Here is a 16,164-nt window from a genome sequence, read left to right as displayed (position 1 = left end):
AAGATGCGAAAGGTCGGGGCCGGCTTGATCGGCCTGCTGACGACCTTGGCTGTCGTGGGCGGTTCCGCACCGTCCGCGATGGCCGACGAGACCGATGCGCCCGCGCCGCCGCCGAAAGTCGAGGTTGTCCTCGACGTCAGCGGCTCGATGAAGGCCAACGACGCCGGCGGGATGACCCGGATCGACGCCGCGAAGAAGGCGTTCAACGAGATCGTGGACAGCGTCCCGGAGACCGCCGAGTTCGGCGTCCGGGTGCTGGGTGCGACCTACCCGGGCACCGACAAGAAGCTCGGGTGCGTCGACACCCAGCAGCTGACCCCGGTCGGCAATCCGAACAAGGTCGTGATCAAGAACGCGATCGCCAAGCTCGCCCCGACCGGCTTCACCCCGATCGCACTGTCGCTGCGCGAGGCCGCCAAGGACCTCGGCACCGGCGCCGGAACCCGCCGGATCGTGCTGATCACCGACGGCGAGGAGACCTGCGCTCCGCCCGACCCGTGCGACGTCGCCCGCGAGTTGGCGGCGTCCGGCCTGAACCTGGTCGTGGACACGCTGGGTCTGGTCCCGGACGAGAACACCCGGCGCCAGCTCTCCTGCATCGCCGACGCGACCGGCGGCACGTACACGTCGGTGCAGAACTCGGAAGAGCTCTCGCAGCGCGTCCAGCAGATCGTCAAGCGCGCGGTGCGCGAGGCGGACGAGACCCCCGCGGCCGTCAAGGGCAGCCCGAACGGCTGCCAGGACGCGCCGTTGCTCGCGCCCGGCGTGTACAGCGACCGCGAGGAATTCAGCCAACACCTCTGGTACAAGGTCCCGCTCAAGCCGAACCAGGAGCTGCGGGCGACCGCGACGGTCGGCGCGGACCGCAAGGTGGCGCGCGACTACGACGTGACGATCACCGCGTTCAGCGAGGACGGCCGCGAACTGGTCGGCAACGCTGGCGCGGGCAACGGTCGCACGGACGTGCAGTCGGCCGGCCTGCGCTATCCGTACAAGACCGATGACGACGACGCGAAGACGCGGACGATCTGCCTGGTGGTGACGAACGCGTTCGCCGCGCAGCCGGGGGTGGCGACCAAGCCGGGGCTGCCGCTGGAACTGACGGTGGACCTGGTCAAGGCCACCGACGCCAAGGCCGCGAACGTGCATGGCCTGGGCCGCGGTTGGGTCTTCCTGGGCGTGCTCGCGGGGTTCGGTCTGTTGGCGGGCCTCCTGGTCGGCTGGTTGCGCCGCGGGTTCAAGGCGCTCGGGAAGGCGATGTCATGAGGACGGCGAAGCGTGGAATGAAGCGAGTGCTGGCGGCCGTTGCCGCCGCGTTCGTCGGGGTGACGCTGTGCGCGACCCCGGCGATGGCCGAGCAGGACGTGCCGCCCGGCACGTCGTTCCTGGGCGCGGGCGAGCTGAAGCTCGGCGACGAGGCGCGCTGGTCCGCGTCCGCGGGCGAGTACCTGTACTGGACCTTCCCGGCCAAGGCCGGCAAGGAGATCAAGGCCAAGGTCGACCTCGACCTCGCGCCGGGGGCGGGCGCCCGCACCGGGCCGGTCACCTACCGGATCGAGATCTACGACGGCCTGCGCCGGCGTCAGCCGTGCGTCGAGGGCAAGCAGGTCGCGACGGCGCAGAAGACCGACACGAAGCTGAGCCTGACCTGTACGCCGCGCACGGTCCGCGACTGGGCCGAGCCGTGGTCCACCGACCCGCTGCCCGGCATGTACTTCGTGCGGATCTCGGCGATGGACGTCCCGGAGCTGGACGCGGGCGCGCCGATAAAGGTGACCGTGCGGGTGGACACCAAGGGCGGCGACGACCAGGTCCCGACCTCGGACCGGCAGCTCGCCGACCCGCTGGTGCCGATCACGAAGGCCGGCGCGGTGCTGAAGAGCGGCCAGACCTCGGAGACCCGCTCGGTGGCGTGGGATCAGGAGGAGGACCACTGGTATCAGTGGGACTGGATGGACGGTCCGAACGCACGCTGGTTCTGGACGGCTCTGGCGACGTTCGTCGCGGTGGTGTTCGGCGTGTTGGGCTTCCAGGTGACCCGGAAGAAGCGCAGCTGGTTCAGCTGATTTCGGACGCGGCGCGACCGGGTGGGCCGGCCGGCCCACCCGGCCGCGCCGCCCCGGCGTGCGGCGCACCCGGGCGACCCGGAATGATCCCTATGTCCGGACTCAATGTGTCCGGACCCAACGCAGAACGGAGCAAGCCATGATCGTGGAGCACGCGGACATCACCGTCCCGGAAGGCCGCGAGGCCGAGTTCGAGGCCGCCTTCCTGCGCGGCCGCGAGGTCGTCGCGAAGTCCGAGGGCTTCCGCTGGGCGCGCCTGGTCCGCCAGGTCGAGTCCCCGACGTCGTACCTGCTGCTGATCGGCTGGGAGACGCTGGAGGCGCACACGGTCGGCTTCCGCGAGTCGGACCTGTTCCCGCAGTGGCGCGCCATCGTCGGCGAGTTCTTCGCGGTGCCGCCGACGATCGTGCACTACGAGAGCGACCTGACGCCGGCCGAGAGCGCCTGAGCCGCCGTCGCCGAGGTCGTGCGGCACGCGTGAGGCGCGCGTGCGGCACACGTGCGGCACGCGTGACGGACAGAGGTCCCCCACTCCGAATCCGGAGCGGGGGACCTCTGTGCGTGCGGCGACCGTGCCTCCGCGCTCCGCGGGGGCGTTCGGGTGCCGCGTGCGGGCTCGCGCGGGCCGAACGAGAGTGGCCGATTTCGAAAAGATGGGGGCGGGTCGCCGTCGCATCTTCGTCGCAATCGCTTGACGGATGCGCCTCGGTCGAGAACCCTCGTACCTGAAGTCACCAATAGTGCTTGGGTGATCACGGATCGCAGTCGACGTTCCGTGGACACGTGCCCTCGGCCTCCGCGAGCCGGCCCCGTCCGGCGGCGCCGTGGAGGAGCGAGCCCGGCACCTGCGCCGGGAGAACGAACCGCCTTAGCCGTAGCCGCCATCGGGAGGCTCCCCATGTCAGTGCCACGCAACCGTGCCGGTCCGATCGTCGCCCTCTGCGTGATCACCTCGGCGGGATGTTCCGGTGGATTGCCGGATCGGGCCGTGGTGTCCGCGGCGCCCGCTCCGGGGGGTGTTCCGTGCGCTTCGGCGATCAGGATCGGCGAGTTGCCGGCCTGGGCGCGCGACGGGTTCGCCCCGGGCATCTCGGTTCGCCACGTCGTCGGCGCCCGGGGTGACATCGTCGCCATACTGTTCGGGTATCCGTACGCCGCGCCGCCTCGACCGGGCCGGACGAGCAAGATCCTGTGGGCGGCGCGCCCCGACGCGAGAACCGCGGCTTCGCCCGCCGACGCGGCCCTGCGGATCGAGGCGACCCTGCCCGGCCGAAGCGGCGCGGTGGTCCGCGAGGTGGCCGACGGCCCCGGGCCGTCGTCCGTCGACCTTCCGGCGCCCGGATGTTGGCATCTCAGCCTGGCCTGGTCGGGCCACACCGACGAGCTCGACATCCCCTACGAGGCCGGTTAGCTCCTACGCCGCCGTGTTGCTCGCCCGATGCTCCGGGATCGCGCCGGCGGGCCGAGCGCGGCCCGTCCCGCACCGGAGGACCGGCTCGTCAGGCGTGTTCGGCCGCCGCGGACGACTCGGCCGCCGCGGTCAGCGCCGCGAGGGCCATTCGGCGCAGGATCGGGGCCAGGACGCGTTGCGGTGTGCGCAGCGTGTGCGGGGTCGAGTTGATCAGACCGAAGGTCGCGTGCACCGCCGCGCGGGCCGCGCGGTCGTCCAGCCGCCCGGGGTGGGCCTTGACGGCGACATCGACCCAGATCTCGACGTAGGCGCGCTGGACCCGGCGGATGCGGTGCCGTTCCGTGGTCGGGACCTGGTTGAGCGCGTGGTCGTGCAGCGTGATCAGGTCCGGCTGTTTGAGGGCGAACTCGACCTGACCCTCGATCAGGGCCGCCAGCGCCCGCGCCGGGTCCTCGATCGCGGCTCGCTCGCGGCCCCTGGACAGGAGTTGTTCGCTGATGTCGACCAGCAGCTCGGTCAGCATCGCCTCCTTGCCGCGGAAGTGCTTGTAGAGCGCGGGGCCGCTGATGCCGACCGCCGCGCCGATGTCGTCCATGCCCACGCCCTGGTAGCCGCGCTCGGCGAACAGCCGGGCGGCCACCTGCAGGATCTGGTCTCGACGGCTCACGGTCATGTGTCCATGCTAGACACTCGGATTAACCGTGGTTAACCTCGGGGGCAGGTGAACGCAGGTTAACTTGAGGCGGTGTCATGGAGAGCGTGCTCGGCACAGCCGCCGACCCGGGGGCAGAGTCGTACCGGGCCAACGCGGAAGCACACGAACGCGCCGTGGGCGAGCTGCGCGCACGGCTCGCGACGACCGCCCTCGGCGGCGGCGAACGGGCCAGGGAACGGCACACCGCGCGCGGCAAACTGCTGCCGCGCGATCGGGTCGAGACATTGCTCGACCCCGGCACGCCGTTCCTGGAGATCGCGCCGCTGGCCGCGGACGGGATGTACGGCGGCGACGCGCCGGCGGCCGGCCTGATCGCGGGCGTCGGTCGGGTCGCGGGGCGCGAATGCGTGATCGCGGCCAACGACGCCACCGTCAAGGGCGGCACGTACTACCCGATGACGGTCAAGAAGCACCTGCGCGCGCAGGAGATCGCCCTGGAGAACCGGCTCCCCTGCCTGTACCTGGTCGACTCCGGCGGCGCCTTCCTGCCGATGCAGGACGAGGTCTTCCCCGACCGCGACCACTTCGGTCGGATCTTCTTCAACCAGGCGCAGATGTCCGCGCGCGGCATCCCGCAGATCTCCGCGGTGCTCGGCTCGTGCACCGCGGGCGGCGCGTACGTGCCGGCGATGAGCGACGAGACGGTCATCGTGCGCGACCAGGGCACGATCTTCCTCGGCGGCCCCCCGCTCGTGAAGGCCGCGACCGGTGAGGTCGTCACCGCCGAGGAGCTCGGCGGCGGCGACGTGCACGCGCGGATCTCCGGCGTCGTGGACCACCTCGCGGCCGACGACAAGGACGCGCTGCGGATCGTCCGCGACATCGTCGGCACGTTCGGGGCCCGCCCGCCACTGCCGTGGGACGTCAAGGACGTCGAGCCGCCCGCGGTCGACCCGGCCGGGCTGTACGGCGTCGTGCCGCCCGACGCGCGCACGCCCTACGACGTGCGCGAGGTGATCGCCCGGATCGTCGACGGGTCGCGCTTTCACGAGTTCAAGGGCGAATACGGCACCACCCTGGTGACCGGCTTCGCCCGGATCCACGGGCACCCGGTCGGGATCGTCGCCAACAACGGCATCCTGTTCGCCGAATCGGCGCTCAAGGGCGCGCACTTCATCGAGCTGTGCGACCAGCGCGGGGTGCCGCTGGTGTTCCTGCAGAACATCACCGGCTTCATGGTCGGCAAGGACTACGAGCACGGCGGCATCGCCAAGCACGGCGCCAAGATGGTCACCGCCGTCGCGACCACGCGGGTGCCCAAGCTGACCGTGGTGATCGGCGGCTCGCACGGCGCGGGCAACTACTCGATGTGCGGTCGCGCCTACAGCCCGCGCTTCCTGTGGATGTGGCCGACCGCCAAGATCTCGGTGATGGGCGGCGAACAGGCCGCGACCGTGCTCGCCACGGTCAAGCGCGACCAGGTCGAGGCGCGCGGCGAGAGCTGGGACGGCGAGGACGCGTTCAAGCAGCCGATCCGCGACCAGTACGAGCGCCAGGGCAACGCCTACTACGCGAGCGCGCGGCTGTGGGACGACGGGATCATCGACCCGCTCGACACTCGTACCGTGCTGGGGTTGGCGCTCACGGCGTGTGGGAACGCGCCGCTCGCGCAGCCGCAATTCGGTCTGTTCCGGATGTGAGGGGTCACGACGTGTTCGAGGCAGTACTGGTGGCCAACCGCGGCGAGATCGCGGTCCGGGTGATCCGCACGCTGCGCCGCCTCGGCGTGCGCGCGATCACCGTGTACGGGCCGGGCGACGCGGACGCGCGCCATGTCCGCGAGGCCGACGTGGCGATCGAGGTGCCGGCCTACCTGGACGGTGACGCGGTGGTCGCGGCGGCGGTGCGCGCGGGTGCGGCGGCGATCCACCCGGGCTACGGATTCCTGTCCGAGAACGCCGCGTTCGCGGCGGCCGTCGAGCGGGCCGGGCTGGTGTTCGTGGGCCCGCCGGCCGGGGTGATCGAGCTGATGGGCGACAAGATCCGGGCCAAGGAGACGGTCGCCGCCTACGGCGTGCCGGTCGTCCCGGGAGCCGGCGCGGCCGACATGAGCGACGATCAACTCGCGGAGGCCGCCCGGAAGATCGGCTTCCCGGTGCTGATCAAGCCGTCGGCAGGCGGCGGCGGCAAGGGCATGCGGCTCGTGCACGACCCCGAGCTGCTCGCCGACGAGATCGCGGCGGCCCGGCGACAGGCCAAGGGCGCGTTCGGCGACGACACGCTGCTGATCGAGCGCTGGATCGAGCGACCCCGGCACATCGAGATCCAGGTGCTCGCGGACACCCACGGCACGGTCGTGCACCTGGGCGAACGCGAGTGCAGCCTCCAGCGCCGGCACCAGAAGATCATCGAAGAGGCCCCGTCGACGCTGCTCGACACCGACACCCGCGCCGCGATGGGCGCCGCCGCCGTGCGCGCCGCGCGGGCGTGCGGGTATGTCGGGGCGGGCACGATCGAGTTCATCGTGCCGTCCGAGGACCCCGGGTCGTTCTACTTCATGGAGATGAACACCCGTCTCCAGGTCGAGCACCCCGTCACCGAACTGGTGACCCGCGTCGACCTGGTCGAGAGCCAGCTGCGGATCGCGGCCGGTGCCGCGATCGGCAAGTCCGACGTGTCGATGCACGGTCACGCGGTCGAGGCGCGGATCTACGCCGAGGACCCCGACCGGGGCTTCCTGCCCACCGGCGGCCGGGTCCTGACGGTGTGTGAGCCGGACCTCGAAGGCGTCCGGATCGACTCCGGGCTGCGCGAGGGCGGCGAGATCGGCAGCGCGTACGACCCGATGCTCGCGAAGGTGATCGCCTACGGCGAGGACCGCGCCACGGCGCTGTCCCGGCTGCGCGCGGCGCTCGCGCAGACGCGCGTGCTCGGCGTCACGACCAACCTGGGCTTCCTGTACCGCCTGCTCGGGGACCCCGACGTGGCCGCCGGCGACCTGGACACCGGGCTCGTCGAGGCCAGGGCCGACGGCCTGACCGGGCACCCCGTGCCGGCCGAGGTCGCGGTCGCCGCGGCGCTCGCCGCCCGGGCGGAGCGGACCGCGGCCACGGGCTGGGCCGATCCGTTCTCGGCGCAGACCGGATGGCGGGTCGGTGGGCCCGCGTGGGACACGCACGTGCTGCGGATCGGGCCGGGCGATCCGGTCGAGGTCCGGGTGCGCGACGGCGAGGTGTCGGTGGACGGCGGGCCGCCGGTGCCGGCGGCGGTACGGGCCGTGCCGGGCGGGCTGTCGGTCAGCCACGACGGCCTGACCAAGCGGTTCGACTACGCCGCGGAGTCGGCGGGCGTGCGGTGGCTGGCCTACGGCCCGGACACCTGGCGGGTCGGCGAGGTGGACACGGTACGGGCCGCGGCGGCCGGCGCGGCCGTGGCGAGCGGCGCGTTGACCTCGCCGATGCCCGGCACCGTGACGGTGCTCAAGGCCGCCGTCGGGGACCGGGTCACCCGCGGGCAGACGGTCGTGGTGGTCGAGGCGATGAAGATGGAGCACGCGCTGACCGCGCCGTTCGACGGCGTGATCACCGAGCTCGGCGCGTCGGTCGGCGCGTCGGTCGCGATGGATCAGCCACTCGCCGTGGTCGAGCCCGACGCCGACCCCGAGCAGGCTCCGCACGAGCAGGAGGCAACGGACCGATGACGCGTCGACTCCCGGACATCCACCGCGAACCCGGGCTCCCGGACCGGGTCGTGATCCACGAGGTGGGCGCGCGCGACGGACTACAGAACGAGTCCGGCGTGGTGCCGACCGAGGCCAAGGTCGAGTTCGTCCGCAGGCTGGCCCGGGCGGGCCTGGGCACGATCGAGGTCACCAGCTTCGTACCGCCCAAGTGGGTGCCCCAACTCGCGGACGCCGCCGAGGTGTTCGCGGCCGTGCGGGCGGACGCCGAGATCGCGACGGCGGACCGGAAGCTGCCGGTCCTGGTGCCCAACGAGCGCGGCTTCGACCGCGCCCTGGAACTGGGCGTCCGCCGGATCGCCGTCTTCGGCAGCGCGACCGAGACGTTCGCCGGGCGCAACCTCAACCGCACGGTGGCCGAGTCGCTCGCGATGTTCCGCCCGGTGGTCGAGCGCGCCACGGCCGCCGGCATCGACACCCGCGGCTACCTGTCGATGTGCTGGGGCGACCCGTGGGAGGGCCCGGTCCCGCTCGATCAGGTCGTCCGGGTCGGCAAGTCGCTCCTGGACATGGGCTGTTCGCAGCTCAGCCTCGGCGACACGATCGGCGTCGCGACGCCCGGACACGTCACCGCGCTGCTCACCGCCTTCGCCCGCGCGGGAGTGCCCGCCGAGCGGATCGCGGTGCACTTCCACGACAGCTACGGGCAGGCCCTGGCCAACACGCTCGCGGCGCTGCGTTTCGGCGTCACCACCGTGGACGCCTCGGCCGGCGGCCTCGGCGGCTGCCCGTACGCCGAGAGCGCGACCGGCAACCTGGCCACCGAGGACCTGGTCTGGATGCTGCACGGCCTCGGCATCGAGACCGGCGTCGACCTCGGCGCACTGGTGGCCACCAGCGCCTGGATGGCCGAACTCCTCGGCCGCCCGAGCCCGTCCCGCGCGGTCCAGGCCCTGACCGGCAAGCGGGTCGACGCGCACGGCCTGGTCCTTGGCGACCCGAAGCCTCCGCACAACCCGAAGGACTGACGGCTGCCCACCCCGCAGCCCACCCACGAACCCCCACGGACCGCAGCCGCCATGAGCGCGCCGGACCGCATCGCCACCGAACCCGGGAGCTTTCGACCATGCTGGATCACCGCCTCGACGACGAGTACGAGCAACTGCGGCGCACGGTGGCCGAGTTCGCGAAGGACGTGATCGCGCCCGCGATCGGCGAGCTGTACGAGAAGCACGAGTTCCCGTACGCGATCGTGCGCGAGATGGGCCGGATGGGGCTGTTCGGCCTGCCGTTCCCGGAGGAGTACGGCGGCATGGGCGGCGACTACCTCGCGCTCGGCCTGGTGCTCGAAGAACTCGCGCGGGTCGACTCGTCGGTGGCGATCACCCTGGAGGCCGGCGTCTCGCTCGGCGCGATGCCCATCCACCGCTTCGGCACCAAGGAGCAGAAGGAGACCTGGCTCCCGAAGCTGACCAGCGGCGAGATGCTCGGCGCCTTCGGCCTCACCGAGCCCGGCGGCGGTTCGGACGCGGGCGCGACGCGGACCACCGCACGGCTCGACGAGGAGGCCGGCGAGTGGGTGATCAACGGCGGCAAGTGCTTCATCACCAACTCCGGGACCGACATCACCGGCTTCGTCACGGTGACCGCGGTGACCGGCACAAAGGCCGACGGCAGCAAGGAGATCAGCACGATCATCGTGCCCTCGGGCACGCCCGGCTTCACCGTCGCGCCGCCTTACTCCAAGGTCGGTTGGAACTGCTCGGACACCCGCGAGCTGTCCTTCACCGACGTGCGCGTGCCCGCCGCGAACCTGCTCGGCGAACGCGGCCGCGGCTACGCCCAGTTCCTGTCCATCCTGGACGAGGGCCGGGTCGCGATCGCCGCGCTCGCGACCGGATTGGCGCAGGGCTGCGTCGACGAGTCGGTGCGCTACGCCGGCGAGCGCGAGGCGTTCGGCCGCCCGATCGGCGCCAACCAGGCGATCGCCTTCAAGCTCGCCGACATGGAACTGCGCGCGCACAACTCCCGCCTCGGCTGGCGGCACGCCGCCTCCCTCCTGGTGCACGGCGAACGCTTCAAGAAGGAAGCCGCCATCGCCAAGCTCTACAGCTCGGAGAGCGCCGTCGACAACGCCCGCGACGCCACCCAGATCCACGGCGGCTACGGCTTCATGAACGAATACCCGGTGGCCCGCTTCTGGCGCGACGCCAAGATCCTGGAGATCGGCGAAGGCACCAGCGAGGTCCAGCGCATGCTGATCGCCCGCGAACTCGGCCTGCCGCGCTGATCGAGCGGAGCGGGTTGTACGGACAACGCCGGACGGGCGACTCGGGCCCGTCCGGCGTTGTGCGTTTCCGGCCGACGACGGCGGCGACGACGACGCCCCGGCCCGAGTCGGGCCGGTGGGATTTCGTGTTCCGATGGTTGACCTAGTCCACTGTTGTGAGGATGGTGTGCGGCAGGCAGTTGTCGGAGCAGGGGAGGCGTGCCGTGGCCAAGCGGTTCGAGGGGCGTAGGGCTTTGATCACCGGGGCCAGCCGGGGGATCGGGGCGGCGTTGGCGGTTCGGTTGGCGGCCGAGGGGGCCGACGTGGCGGTGACCGCGCGAACCGTACGGCAGGGGAACCTGGCCGGGTCGTTGGAGCGGACGGAGACGCTGATCGCCCGGCACGGCCGGCGCAGCGCGGTGGTGCCGGCCGACCTGTCCGACGAGGCGCAGCGGGCCCGGATCGTGCCGGCCGCCGAGGAGCAGCTCGGCGGGCCGATCGACATCCTCGTGAACAACGCGGCGATGGCCTCCTACGCGTCCCTGCGGGTGTATCCGCAGCGGCGCGCCCGGCTGCACTTCGAGGTCAACGTGCTGGCCCCGATGGAGCTCGCGCAGGCGGTCGTGCCCGGGATGGCCGCGCGCGGCGAGGGCTGGATCGTCAACGTGTCCAGCGGGACCGCGCGGCCGTGGGCGGGGCCGCCCTTCGAGCTGGGCGTGCTCGGCACCAAGACCGCGGTGTACGGGGCCTCGAAGGCCGCGCTCAACCGGATCACCAACGCGCTGGCCGCGGAGCTGTACGGGACCGGGATCCGGGTGAACACGATCGAGCCGCGAGCCGCCGTGCTGAGCGAGGGCGCCGAGGAACTGATCGGCGGACAACTCAGGCCCGATCAGATCGAGACCATGGACCAGATGGTGTCGGCCACGCTGGAGCTGTGCGACGGGCCCGCGTCCCGGACCGGCGGCGAGTACGTGAGCCTGGATCTGCTGGCGGAGCTGGGCATCCGGGTCTGACGCGGCTCCGGCCGGGCGGTCCGGCGCCCCGGCGGCGGGTCAGCCCGGCAGGCGCAGCAGCAGCGCGGCGAGCAGGCGGGTCTTGGGGTCGTCCCAGTCCAGGCCGGTCAGCTCGGCCGCCCTGCGGATGCGGTAGCGCAGCGTGTTGGGGTGGATGTGCAGGGCCGCCGCGGCGGAGCGGACGTCGCCCAGCGCGTCCAGCCAGGCCAGCACGGAGTCCGTGTACTCGGTGGCGTGTTCGGCGTCGTGCGCCCTGAGCGCGGTCAGCCGGGGGTCGCGGATGTGCCGATGGTCGCTCAGCAGGGCCTGGACCTCGCCGTGCAGGACCTCCGGCCGGACCTCCGACAGGGCCGCGACCTCCGCCGCCACCCCGCCCGCCGCCATCGCGTCCAGGACCCGGTCGACGCTCTCGCGGGCCGTCGCGGTCTGCGCGAGCCGCGGCGCCGGATCGCCGACCGCGCCGCGCACCGCCAGCCCCAGGTGGCCGTGCGCCGCGGTGGCGATCTCCCGGGCCCAACCGAGCACCACCGCCTCGGCCGGCGGCGCGGACAGCACGACGTACAGCCGCGTCCCCAGCGGCGCCACCTGCGCGTGGCTGTGCCGGGCCGCCGCGTACACCGAGACCAGGTTGGCCAGCTCGGTCCGGGCCAGCTCCTGCGCCGACTCGTCGGTAGCGGCGGCCGGAATCGCGAAGCCCATCACCAGCACCGGCCGCACCGGATCGAGCCCCAACTGCGCCGCGGCCGTCCGGGCCACGACCGTGCCGCCCAGCAGACCCGCGACGCTCTCCCTGGTCAGCGTCGCCTCGGCCGGCAGCCGGGTCCGCCGCCGGACCAGGTGCAGCGCGGCCACCCGCGCCGCGCCGAGCAGCACCTCCTCGGCCCGGTCCGCGAGCGGTCGCCGGCCCTCCTGTACCCAGATCGTGCCCAGCGGCCGGCCGCCCGCGTGCACGCCGACCGCCAGCCGGCGCCGGATGCCCAGGTCCGGGCGCTCCTCGATCGCGACCACCTCGGTCGTGGTGCGCAGCCGGTGGAACACGCCCCAGTCGCGCAGCCGGGCCATGTACTCCTCCGGGCCCTGCCAGCCCAGGATCGACAACCGGCGCAGCTCGTCGGCCTCGTCGGGCCCGGAGGTGCGCGAGTAGGCCAGGACCCGGTTGGCGCTGTCCTCGATGCTGACCCCGCCGCCGGTGAGCATGGCCGTCGTCTGGGCGAGCGAGAACAGGTCGCCGCCGTCGGGCGGTTCGGTGTCCGGCCGCTCGTCCAGGGCGGCGTGCGCGAGCGCCGCCACCTGCTCCCAGCGGGCCTCCGGGCGGACCGAAAGCAGCACCACGCCGGCCGCGTCCGCGCTCTCGCGCAGCGACGTGGTGTCCGCCTTGACCGCGATCGCCGCCGCTCCGGCCGCGCCCGCCGCCCGCACCGCGCCCGCCGCGGCCCACCCGCGCAGGCCGACCGCGAGCAGCAGGTCGCCGCGCATCGCGTGCGGCTCCTCCTCGGGGTCGAGGATCGTCACGTGCCGGACGGTGGCCTCCAGGCCGCCCGCCGCCGCCGCGACCCGCACCGGCCCGTCGCCGACCGGGCCGCCCAGGGCCGCGAGCAGCTCGCGCAGCGGGACACCGGTCTCCGACACCGCGAACTCCTTCGTTTCCTTTGGTCGAGCAGCCAAGATCCCGGTTTGGAGTTTAGCCGATCGGATAAACACCGAACCTCCCACCGCGCCTACCGTGGGGAGCACGAGAGCCGTGCCCGCGCAGGGCCCGACGCGCACCCGCACCAGGCCCGCGCATCGCCGAAACACCACCGAACAGGAGCGCCGTCTTGGACGCTGTGACCCAGGTCCCCGCCCCGGTCAACGAGCCGGTACACGACTACGCCCCCGGCACCCCCGAGCGGGCCCGCCTCGAAGCGAAGCTCAAGGAACTGGCCGCGGCCCCGATCGACCTCCCGATGACCATCGGCGGCGAACGCCGGATGGGCGCCGGCGAGCCCGGGCACGTGGTCCAGCCGCACCACCACGCCGCCCGGCTCGGCACCTTCGCGCACGCCACCGCGCAGGACGGCAAGGACGCGATCGACGCGGCCCTGGCCGCCGCACCGGCGTGGCGCGACCTGTCCTTCGACGATCGCGCGGCGATCTTCCTCAAGGCCGCCGACCTGCTCGCCGGCCCGTGGCGCGAGACGATGGCCGCCGCGACCATGCTCGGCCAGGGCAAGAACGCGCAGCAGGCCGAGATCGACGCGTCGTGCGAACTCATCGACTTCTGGCGCTTCAACGTGCACTTCGCGCGCCGCATCCTGGCCGAGCAGCCGATCAGCAGCCCGGGCGTGTGGAACCGGACGGACCACCGCCCGCTCGAAGGCTTCGTGTACGCGATCACCCCGTTCAACTTCACCGCGATCGCGGCCAACCTGCCCACCGCGCCCGCGCTGATGGGCAACGTCGTGGTCTGGAAGCCGTCCCCCACCCAGACGTTCACGGCCGTGCTGCTGATGCGTCTGCTCGAAGAGGCCGGCCTCCCGGCCGGCGTGATCAACATGGTCACCGGCGACGGGATCGCGGTGTCCGAGGCCGCGCTCACCCACCCCGCGCTCGCGGGCATCCACTTCACCGGCTCGACCGCGACCTTCCAGCACCTGTGGCGCACGGTCGGCGAGAACATCGCGGGCTACCGCACCTACCCCCGGATCGTCGGCGAGACCGGCGGCAAGGACTTCGTGGTCGCGCACCCCAGCGCCGACCACGACGTGCTGCGCACCGCGCTCGTGCGCGGCGCGTTCGAGTACCAGGGCCAGAAGTGCTCGGCCGCCTCCCGCGCCTACATCCCGCGCTCGATCTGGGAGAGCGGGTTCAAGGACGAGTTCCTGGGCACCGTCGACGGCTTGTCGATGGGCGACCCGACCGACCTGAGCCACTTCCTGGGCGCGGTCATCGACGACCGCTCGTTCGCGAAGAACAAGGCCGCGATCGACCGGGCGCACGCCGACGACGCGATCGAGGTCGCGGCCGGCGGCACCTACGACGACTCCGTCGGGTACTTCGTCCGGCCGACCGTGCTGGTGTCGGCGGACGCCGAGCACGACATCTTCAAGGACGAGTACTTCGGCCCGATCCTGGCCGTGCACGTGTACGAGGACGACGCCTACGACGCGATGCTCGCGCAGATGGAGTCGGTGTCCGCCTACGGGCTCACCGGCGCGATCATCGCGCAGGACCGCGAGGCGATCGCGCACACCGCGCACGTGCTGCGCTTCGCGGCCGGCAACTTCTACATCAACGACCGGCCCACCGGCGCGGTCGTGGGCCAGCAGCCGTTCGGCGGCGGGCGCGCGTCCGGCACCAACGACAAGGCCGGCGCGATGCAGAACCTGATGCGCTGGACCAGTTCGCGCTCGATCAAGGAGACGTTCGTCCCGGCGACGGACCACCGCTACCCGCACATGGGCTGACCCACCGTCAACCTCCGGTACATCGGGAGAAGATCATGCTCCGCAGCCCCATCCTCGCGGCGGCCCGGTCGCCGCGGACCCGGTCCCTGGTCGAGAACCTGCCGCCGACCAAGGCGATCGTGGACCGCTTCGTCGCGGGCGACGCCATGGCCGACGCGGTCCGGGTCACCCGCGAACTCGTGGACTCCGGCCGCAAGGTGACGCTCGATCACCTCGGCGAGGACACCGCCGACCGGGCCCAGGCCGACGCGACGGTGCTCGCGTACGACGCGCTGTTGGCCACCCTCGGGGAGACCGGCCTGGCCCGCAGTGCCGAGGTGTCGGTCAAGCTGTCCGCCGTCGGGCAGTTCCTGCCCGGCGACGGCGAGCGGATCGCGTTGGAGAACGCGCGGCGGATCTGTACGGCCGCCGCGGCCGTGGGCACCACGGTCACGCTCGACATGGAGGACCACACCACCACCGACTCGACGCTCGGCATCCTGCGCGAGCTGCGCGCGGACTTCCCGTGGGTCGGCGCGGTGCTCCAGGCGTACCTGTACCGCACCGAGCAGGACTGCCGGGACCTCGCGTACGAGGGCTCGCGCGTGCGGCTCTGCAAGGGTGCGTACCAGGAGCCCGAGTCGGTGGCGTTCCAGGAGAAGGGCGATGTGGACCGCTCGTACGTGCGGTGCTTGCGCGTGCTGATGGCGGGGGCGGGGTATCCGATGGTGGCCTCGCACGACCCGCGGTTGATCGCGATCGCTCGGCATCTCGCGGATCGGGCCGGGCGGGCGCCGGGGAGCTTCGAGTTCCAGATGCTCTATGGCATTCGGCCGGAGGAGCAGATGCGGATCGTGGAGCATGGGGACCTGATGCGGATCTACCTTCCGTATGGGGCCGAGTGGTACGGCTACTTCATGCGGAGGCTCGCGGAGCGGCCGGCCAATTTGACGTTCTTCCTGCGCTCTTTGGCCACGAAGGGCTAGGAGCGGCCTCAAACGCCGGCCGGGCTGGGTTGGCCTCAAGCGCCGGCCAGGCTGGGGTGGCCTCAAGCGCCGGCCGGGCTGAATGACCCGGCCTTCGGCCGAGGTGTCCTCAAACGCCGGACGGGCTGTTTATAGCCCGGCCGGCGTTTGAGGCCAAACAGCCCGGCCGGCGTTTGAGGCCACCGAGCCCGGCCGGCGTTTGAGGACGGTCCCGCGTCACTCTGGGATGTCCACCGGTGGGAGTACGTCGGCCGTGGCCGTGAAGCGGTCCGGGATGGCGAAGGTGCCCTTGGTGGGGGGTGGTTCGCGGTGGTCGCCGGAGGTGTCTCCGCGGCGGAGGACGACCAGGGCGGGGATCGCCGGTGGGGGCGCGTCGGGGGCCAGGAAGGGCTCGTCGGCGACCCCGGCGAAGGCTTCGCGCGCTGTGGTCGCCGAGTCGGGGGCGGCGAACTCCAGGATGTCCGCGCCCAGGCGCCGACTCGTGTTGCGCAGGTGCAGGTAGGCGGTCGTGCACGCCTCGCGCTCGGCCGGGCCCGTCGCCGCGGCCAGCGCGCTCTCGTAGGCGGCGTGTACGTCCGGGGGCGTGGCCGCCGGGGTGATCCCGAGGACGTCGTAGGGCGATCGCTCCGATGCGGGCATGGTCCGTGCTCCGTCAGG

Annotated in this window: 14 protein-coding genes; 11 read left to right on the top strand and 3 right to left on the bottom strand. The window is 72.5% G+C overall.

Annotated features, from left to right (window positions below):
• Positions 1-3: 3 nt before the first annotated feature.
• The 4 genes from OG928_RS07060 to OG928_RS07045 all read left to right on the top strand — a co-directional run bounded on the left by OG928_RS07060 (position 4) and on the right by OG928_RS07045 (position 3,477).
• Positions 4-1,266, top strand: a complete 1,263-nt coding sequence (locus OG928_RS07060; protein WP_406290825.1) for a VWA domain-containing protein — start codon at positions 4-6, stop codon at positions 1,264-1,266.
• A 17-nt stretch (positions 1,267-1,283) separates the two neighbouring features.
• On the top strand, positions 1,284-2,066 hold the full coding sequence (locus OG928_RS07055; RefSeq protein ID WP_406280653.1) for a peptidase: 783 nt from the start codon (positions 1,284-1,286) through the stop codon (positions 2,064-2,066).
• Positions 2,067-2,205: 139 nt separating this feature from the next.
• Positions 2,206-2,514, top strand: coding sequence for an antibiotic biosynthesis monooxygenase family protein (locus OG928_RS07050; protein ID WP_406280651.1), 309 nt, complete (start codon positions 2,206-2,208; stop codon positions 2,512-2,514).
• A 450-nt stretch (positions 2,515-2,964) separates the two neighbouring features.
• The gene (locus OG928_RS07045) at positions 2,965-3,477 is read left to right on the top strand and encodes a hypothetical protein (RefSeq protein WP_406280649.1); all 513 of its coding nucleotides are present in this window, start codon (positions 2,965-2,967) and stop codon (positions 3,475-3,477) included.
• Positions 3,478-3,565: 88 nt separating this feature from the next.
• On the opposite strand, the gene OG928_RS07040 is transcribed toward OG928_RS07045, so the two are convergent.
• Positions 3,566-4,150, bottom strand: a complete 585-nt coding sequence (locus OG928_RS07040; RefSeq protein WP_406280647.1) for a TetR/AcrR family transcriptional regulator — start codon at positions 4,148-4,150, stop codon at positions 3,566-3,568.
• 77 nt (positions 4,151-4,227) lie between these two features.
• On the opposite strand from OG928_RS07040, the gene OG928_RS07035 reads away from it, so the two are divergent.
• From OG928_RS07035 to OG928_RS07015, 5 genes are all read left to right on the top strand, one after another.
• Complete coding sequence (locus tag OG928_RS07035) at positions 4,228-5,832, top strand: carboxyl transferase domain-containing protein (RefSeq protein WP_406280645.1); 1,605 nt, start codon at positions 4,228-4,230, stop codon at positions 5,830-5,832.
• Positions 5,833-5,843: 11 nt separating this feature from the next.
• On the top strand, positions 5,844-7,832 hold the full coding sequence (locus OG928_RS07030) for an acetyl/propionyl/methylcrotonyl-CoA carboxylase subunit alpha (RefSeq protein WP_406280643.1): 1,989 nt from the start codon (positions 5,844-5,846) through the stop codon (positions 7,830-7,832).
• Positions 7,829-8,839 (top strand): hydroxymethylglutaryl-CoA lyase, encoded by a 1,011-nt coding sequence (locus OG928_RS07025; protein WP_406280641.1) that lies wholly within the window; start codon positions 7,829-7,831, stop codon positions 8,837-8,839. Before OG928_RS07030 ends, OG928_RS07025 begins: the two co-directional genes overlap by 4 nt.
• 101 nt (positions 8,840-8,940) lie before the next feature.
• Positions 8,941-10,101, top strand: a complete 1,161-nt coding sequence (locus OG928_RS07020; protein ID WP_406290823.1) for an acyl-CoA dehydrogenase family protein — start codon at positions 8,941-8,943, stop codon at positions 10,099-10,101.
• A 203-nt stretch (positions 10,102-10,304) separates the two neighbouring features.
• The gene (locus OG928_RS07015; RefSeq protein WP_406280639.1) at positions 10,305-11,096 is read left to right on the top strand and encodes an SDR family NAD(P)-dependent oxidoreductase; all 792 of its coding nucleotides are present in this window, start codon (positions 10,305-10,307) and stop codon (positions 11,094-11,096) included.
• A gap of 39 nt (positions 11,097-11,135) precedes the next feature.
• On the opposite strand, the gene OG928_RS07010 is transcribed toward OG928_RS07015, so the two are convergent.
• A complete protein-coding gene (locus tag OG928_RS07010; protein ID WP_406280637.1) occupies positions 11,136-12,725 on the bottom strand; it encodes a PucR family transcriptional regulator in 1,590 nt (529 codons plus the stop codon).
• A 188-nt stretch (positions 12,726-12,913) separates the two neighbouring features.
• Between OG928_RS07010 and pruA the strand changes: the two genes are divergently transcribed.
• Together pruA and OG928_RS07000 are read left to right on the top strand one after the other, a co-directional pair.
• Positions 12,914-14,542, top strand: coding sequence for an L-glutamate gamma-semialdehyde dehydrogenase (pruA, locus tag OG928_RS07005; protein WP_406280635.1), 1,629 nt, complete (start codon positions 12,914-12,916; stop codon positions 14,540-14,542).
• Positions 14,543-14,577: 35 nt separating this feature from the next.
• Positions 14,578-15,507 carry a proline dehydrogenase family protein gene (locus OG928_RS07000; protein ID WP_406280633.1) on the top strand — a complete coding sequence of 310 codons (930 nt, stop codon included), beginning with the start codon at positions 14,578-14,580 and terminating at the stop codon, positions 15,505-15,507.
• A 216-nt stretch (positions 15,508-15,723) separates the two neighbouring features.
• Here the strand turns inward: OG928_RS07000 and OG928_RS06995 are convergent, their stop codons facing one another.
• Positions 15,724-16,146: a hypothetical protein gene (locus tag OG928_RS06995; protein ID WP_406280631.1), complete on the bottom strand. Its 423-nt coding sequence runs from the start codon at positions 16,144-16,146 to the stop codon at positions 15,724-15,726.
• Positions 16,147-16,164: the final 18 nt, after the last annotated feature.

The organism is Embleya sp. NBC_00896 (assembly GCF_045207785.1).
Taxonomy (GTDB): Bacteria; Actinomycetota; Actinomycetes; order Streptomycetales; family Streptomycetaceae; genus Embleya.
This window is presented reverse-complemented; position numbering and strand designations above follow the sequence as displayed.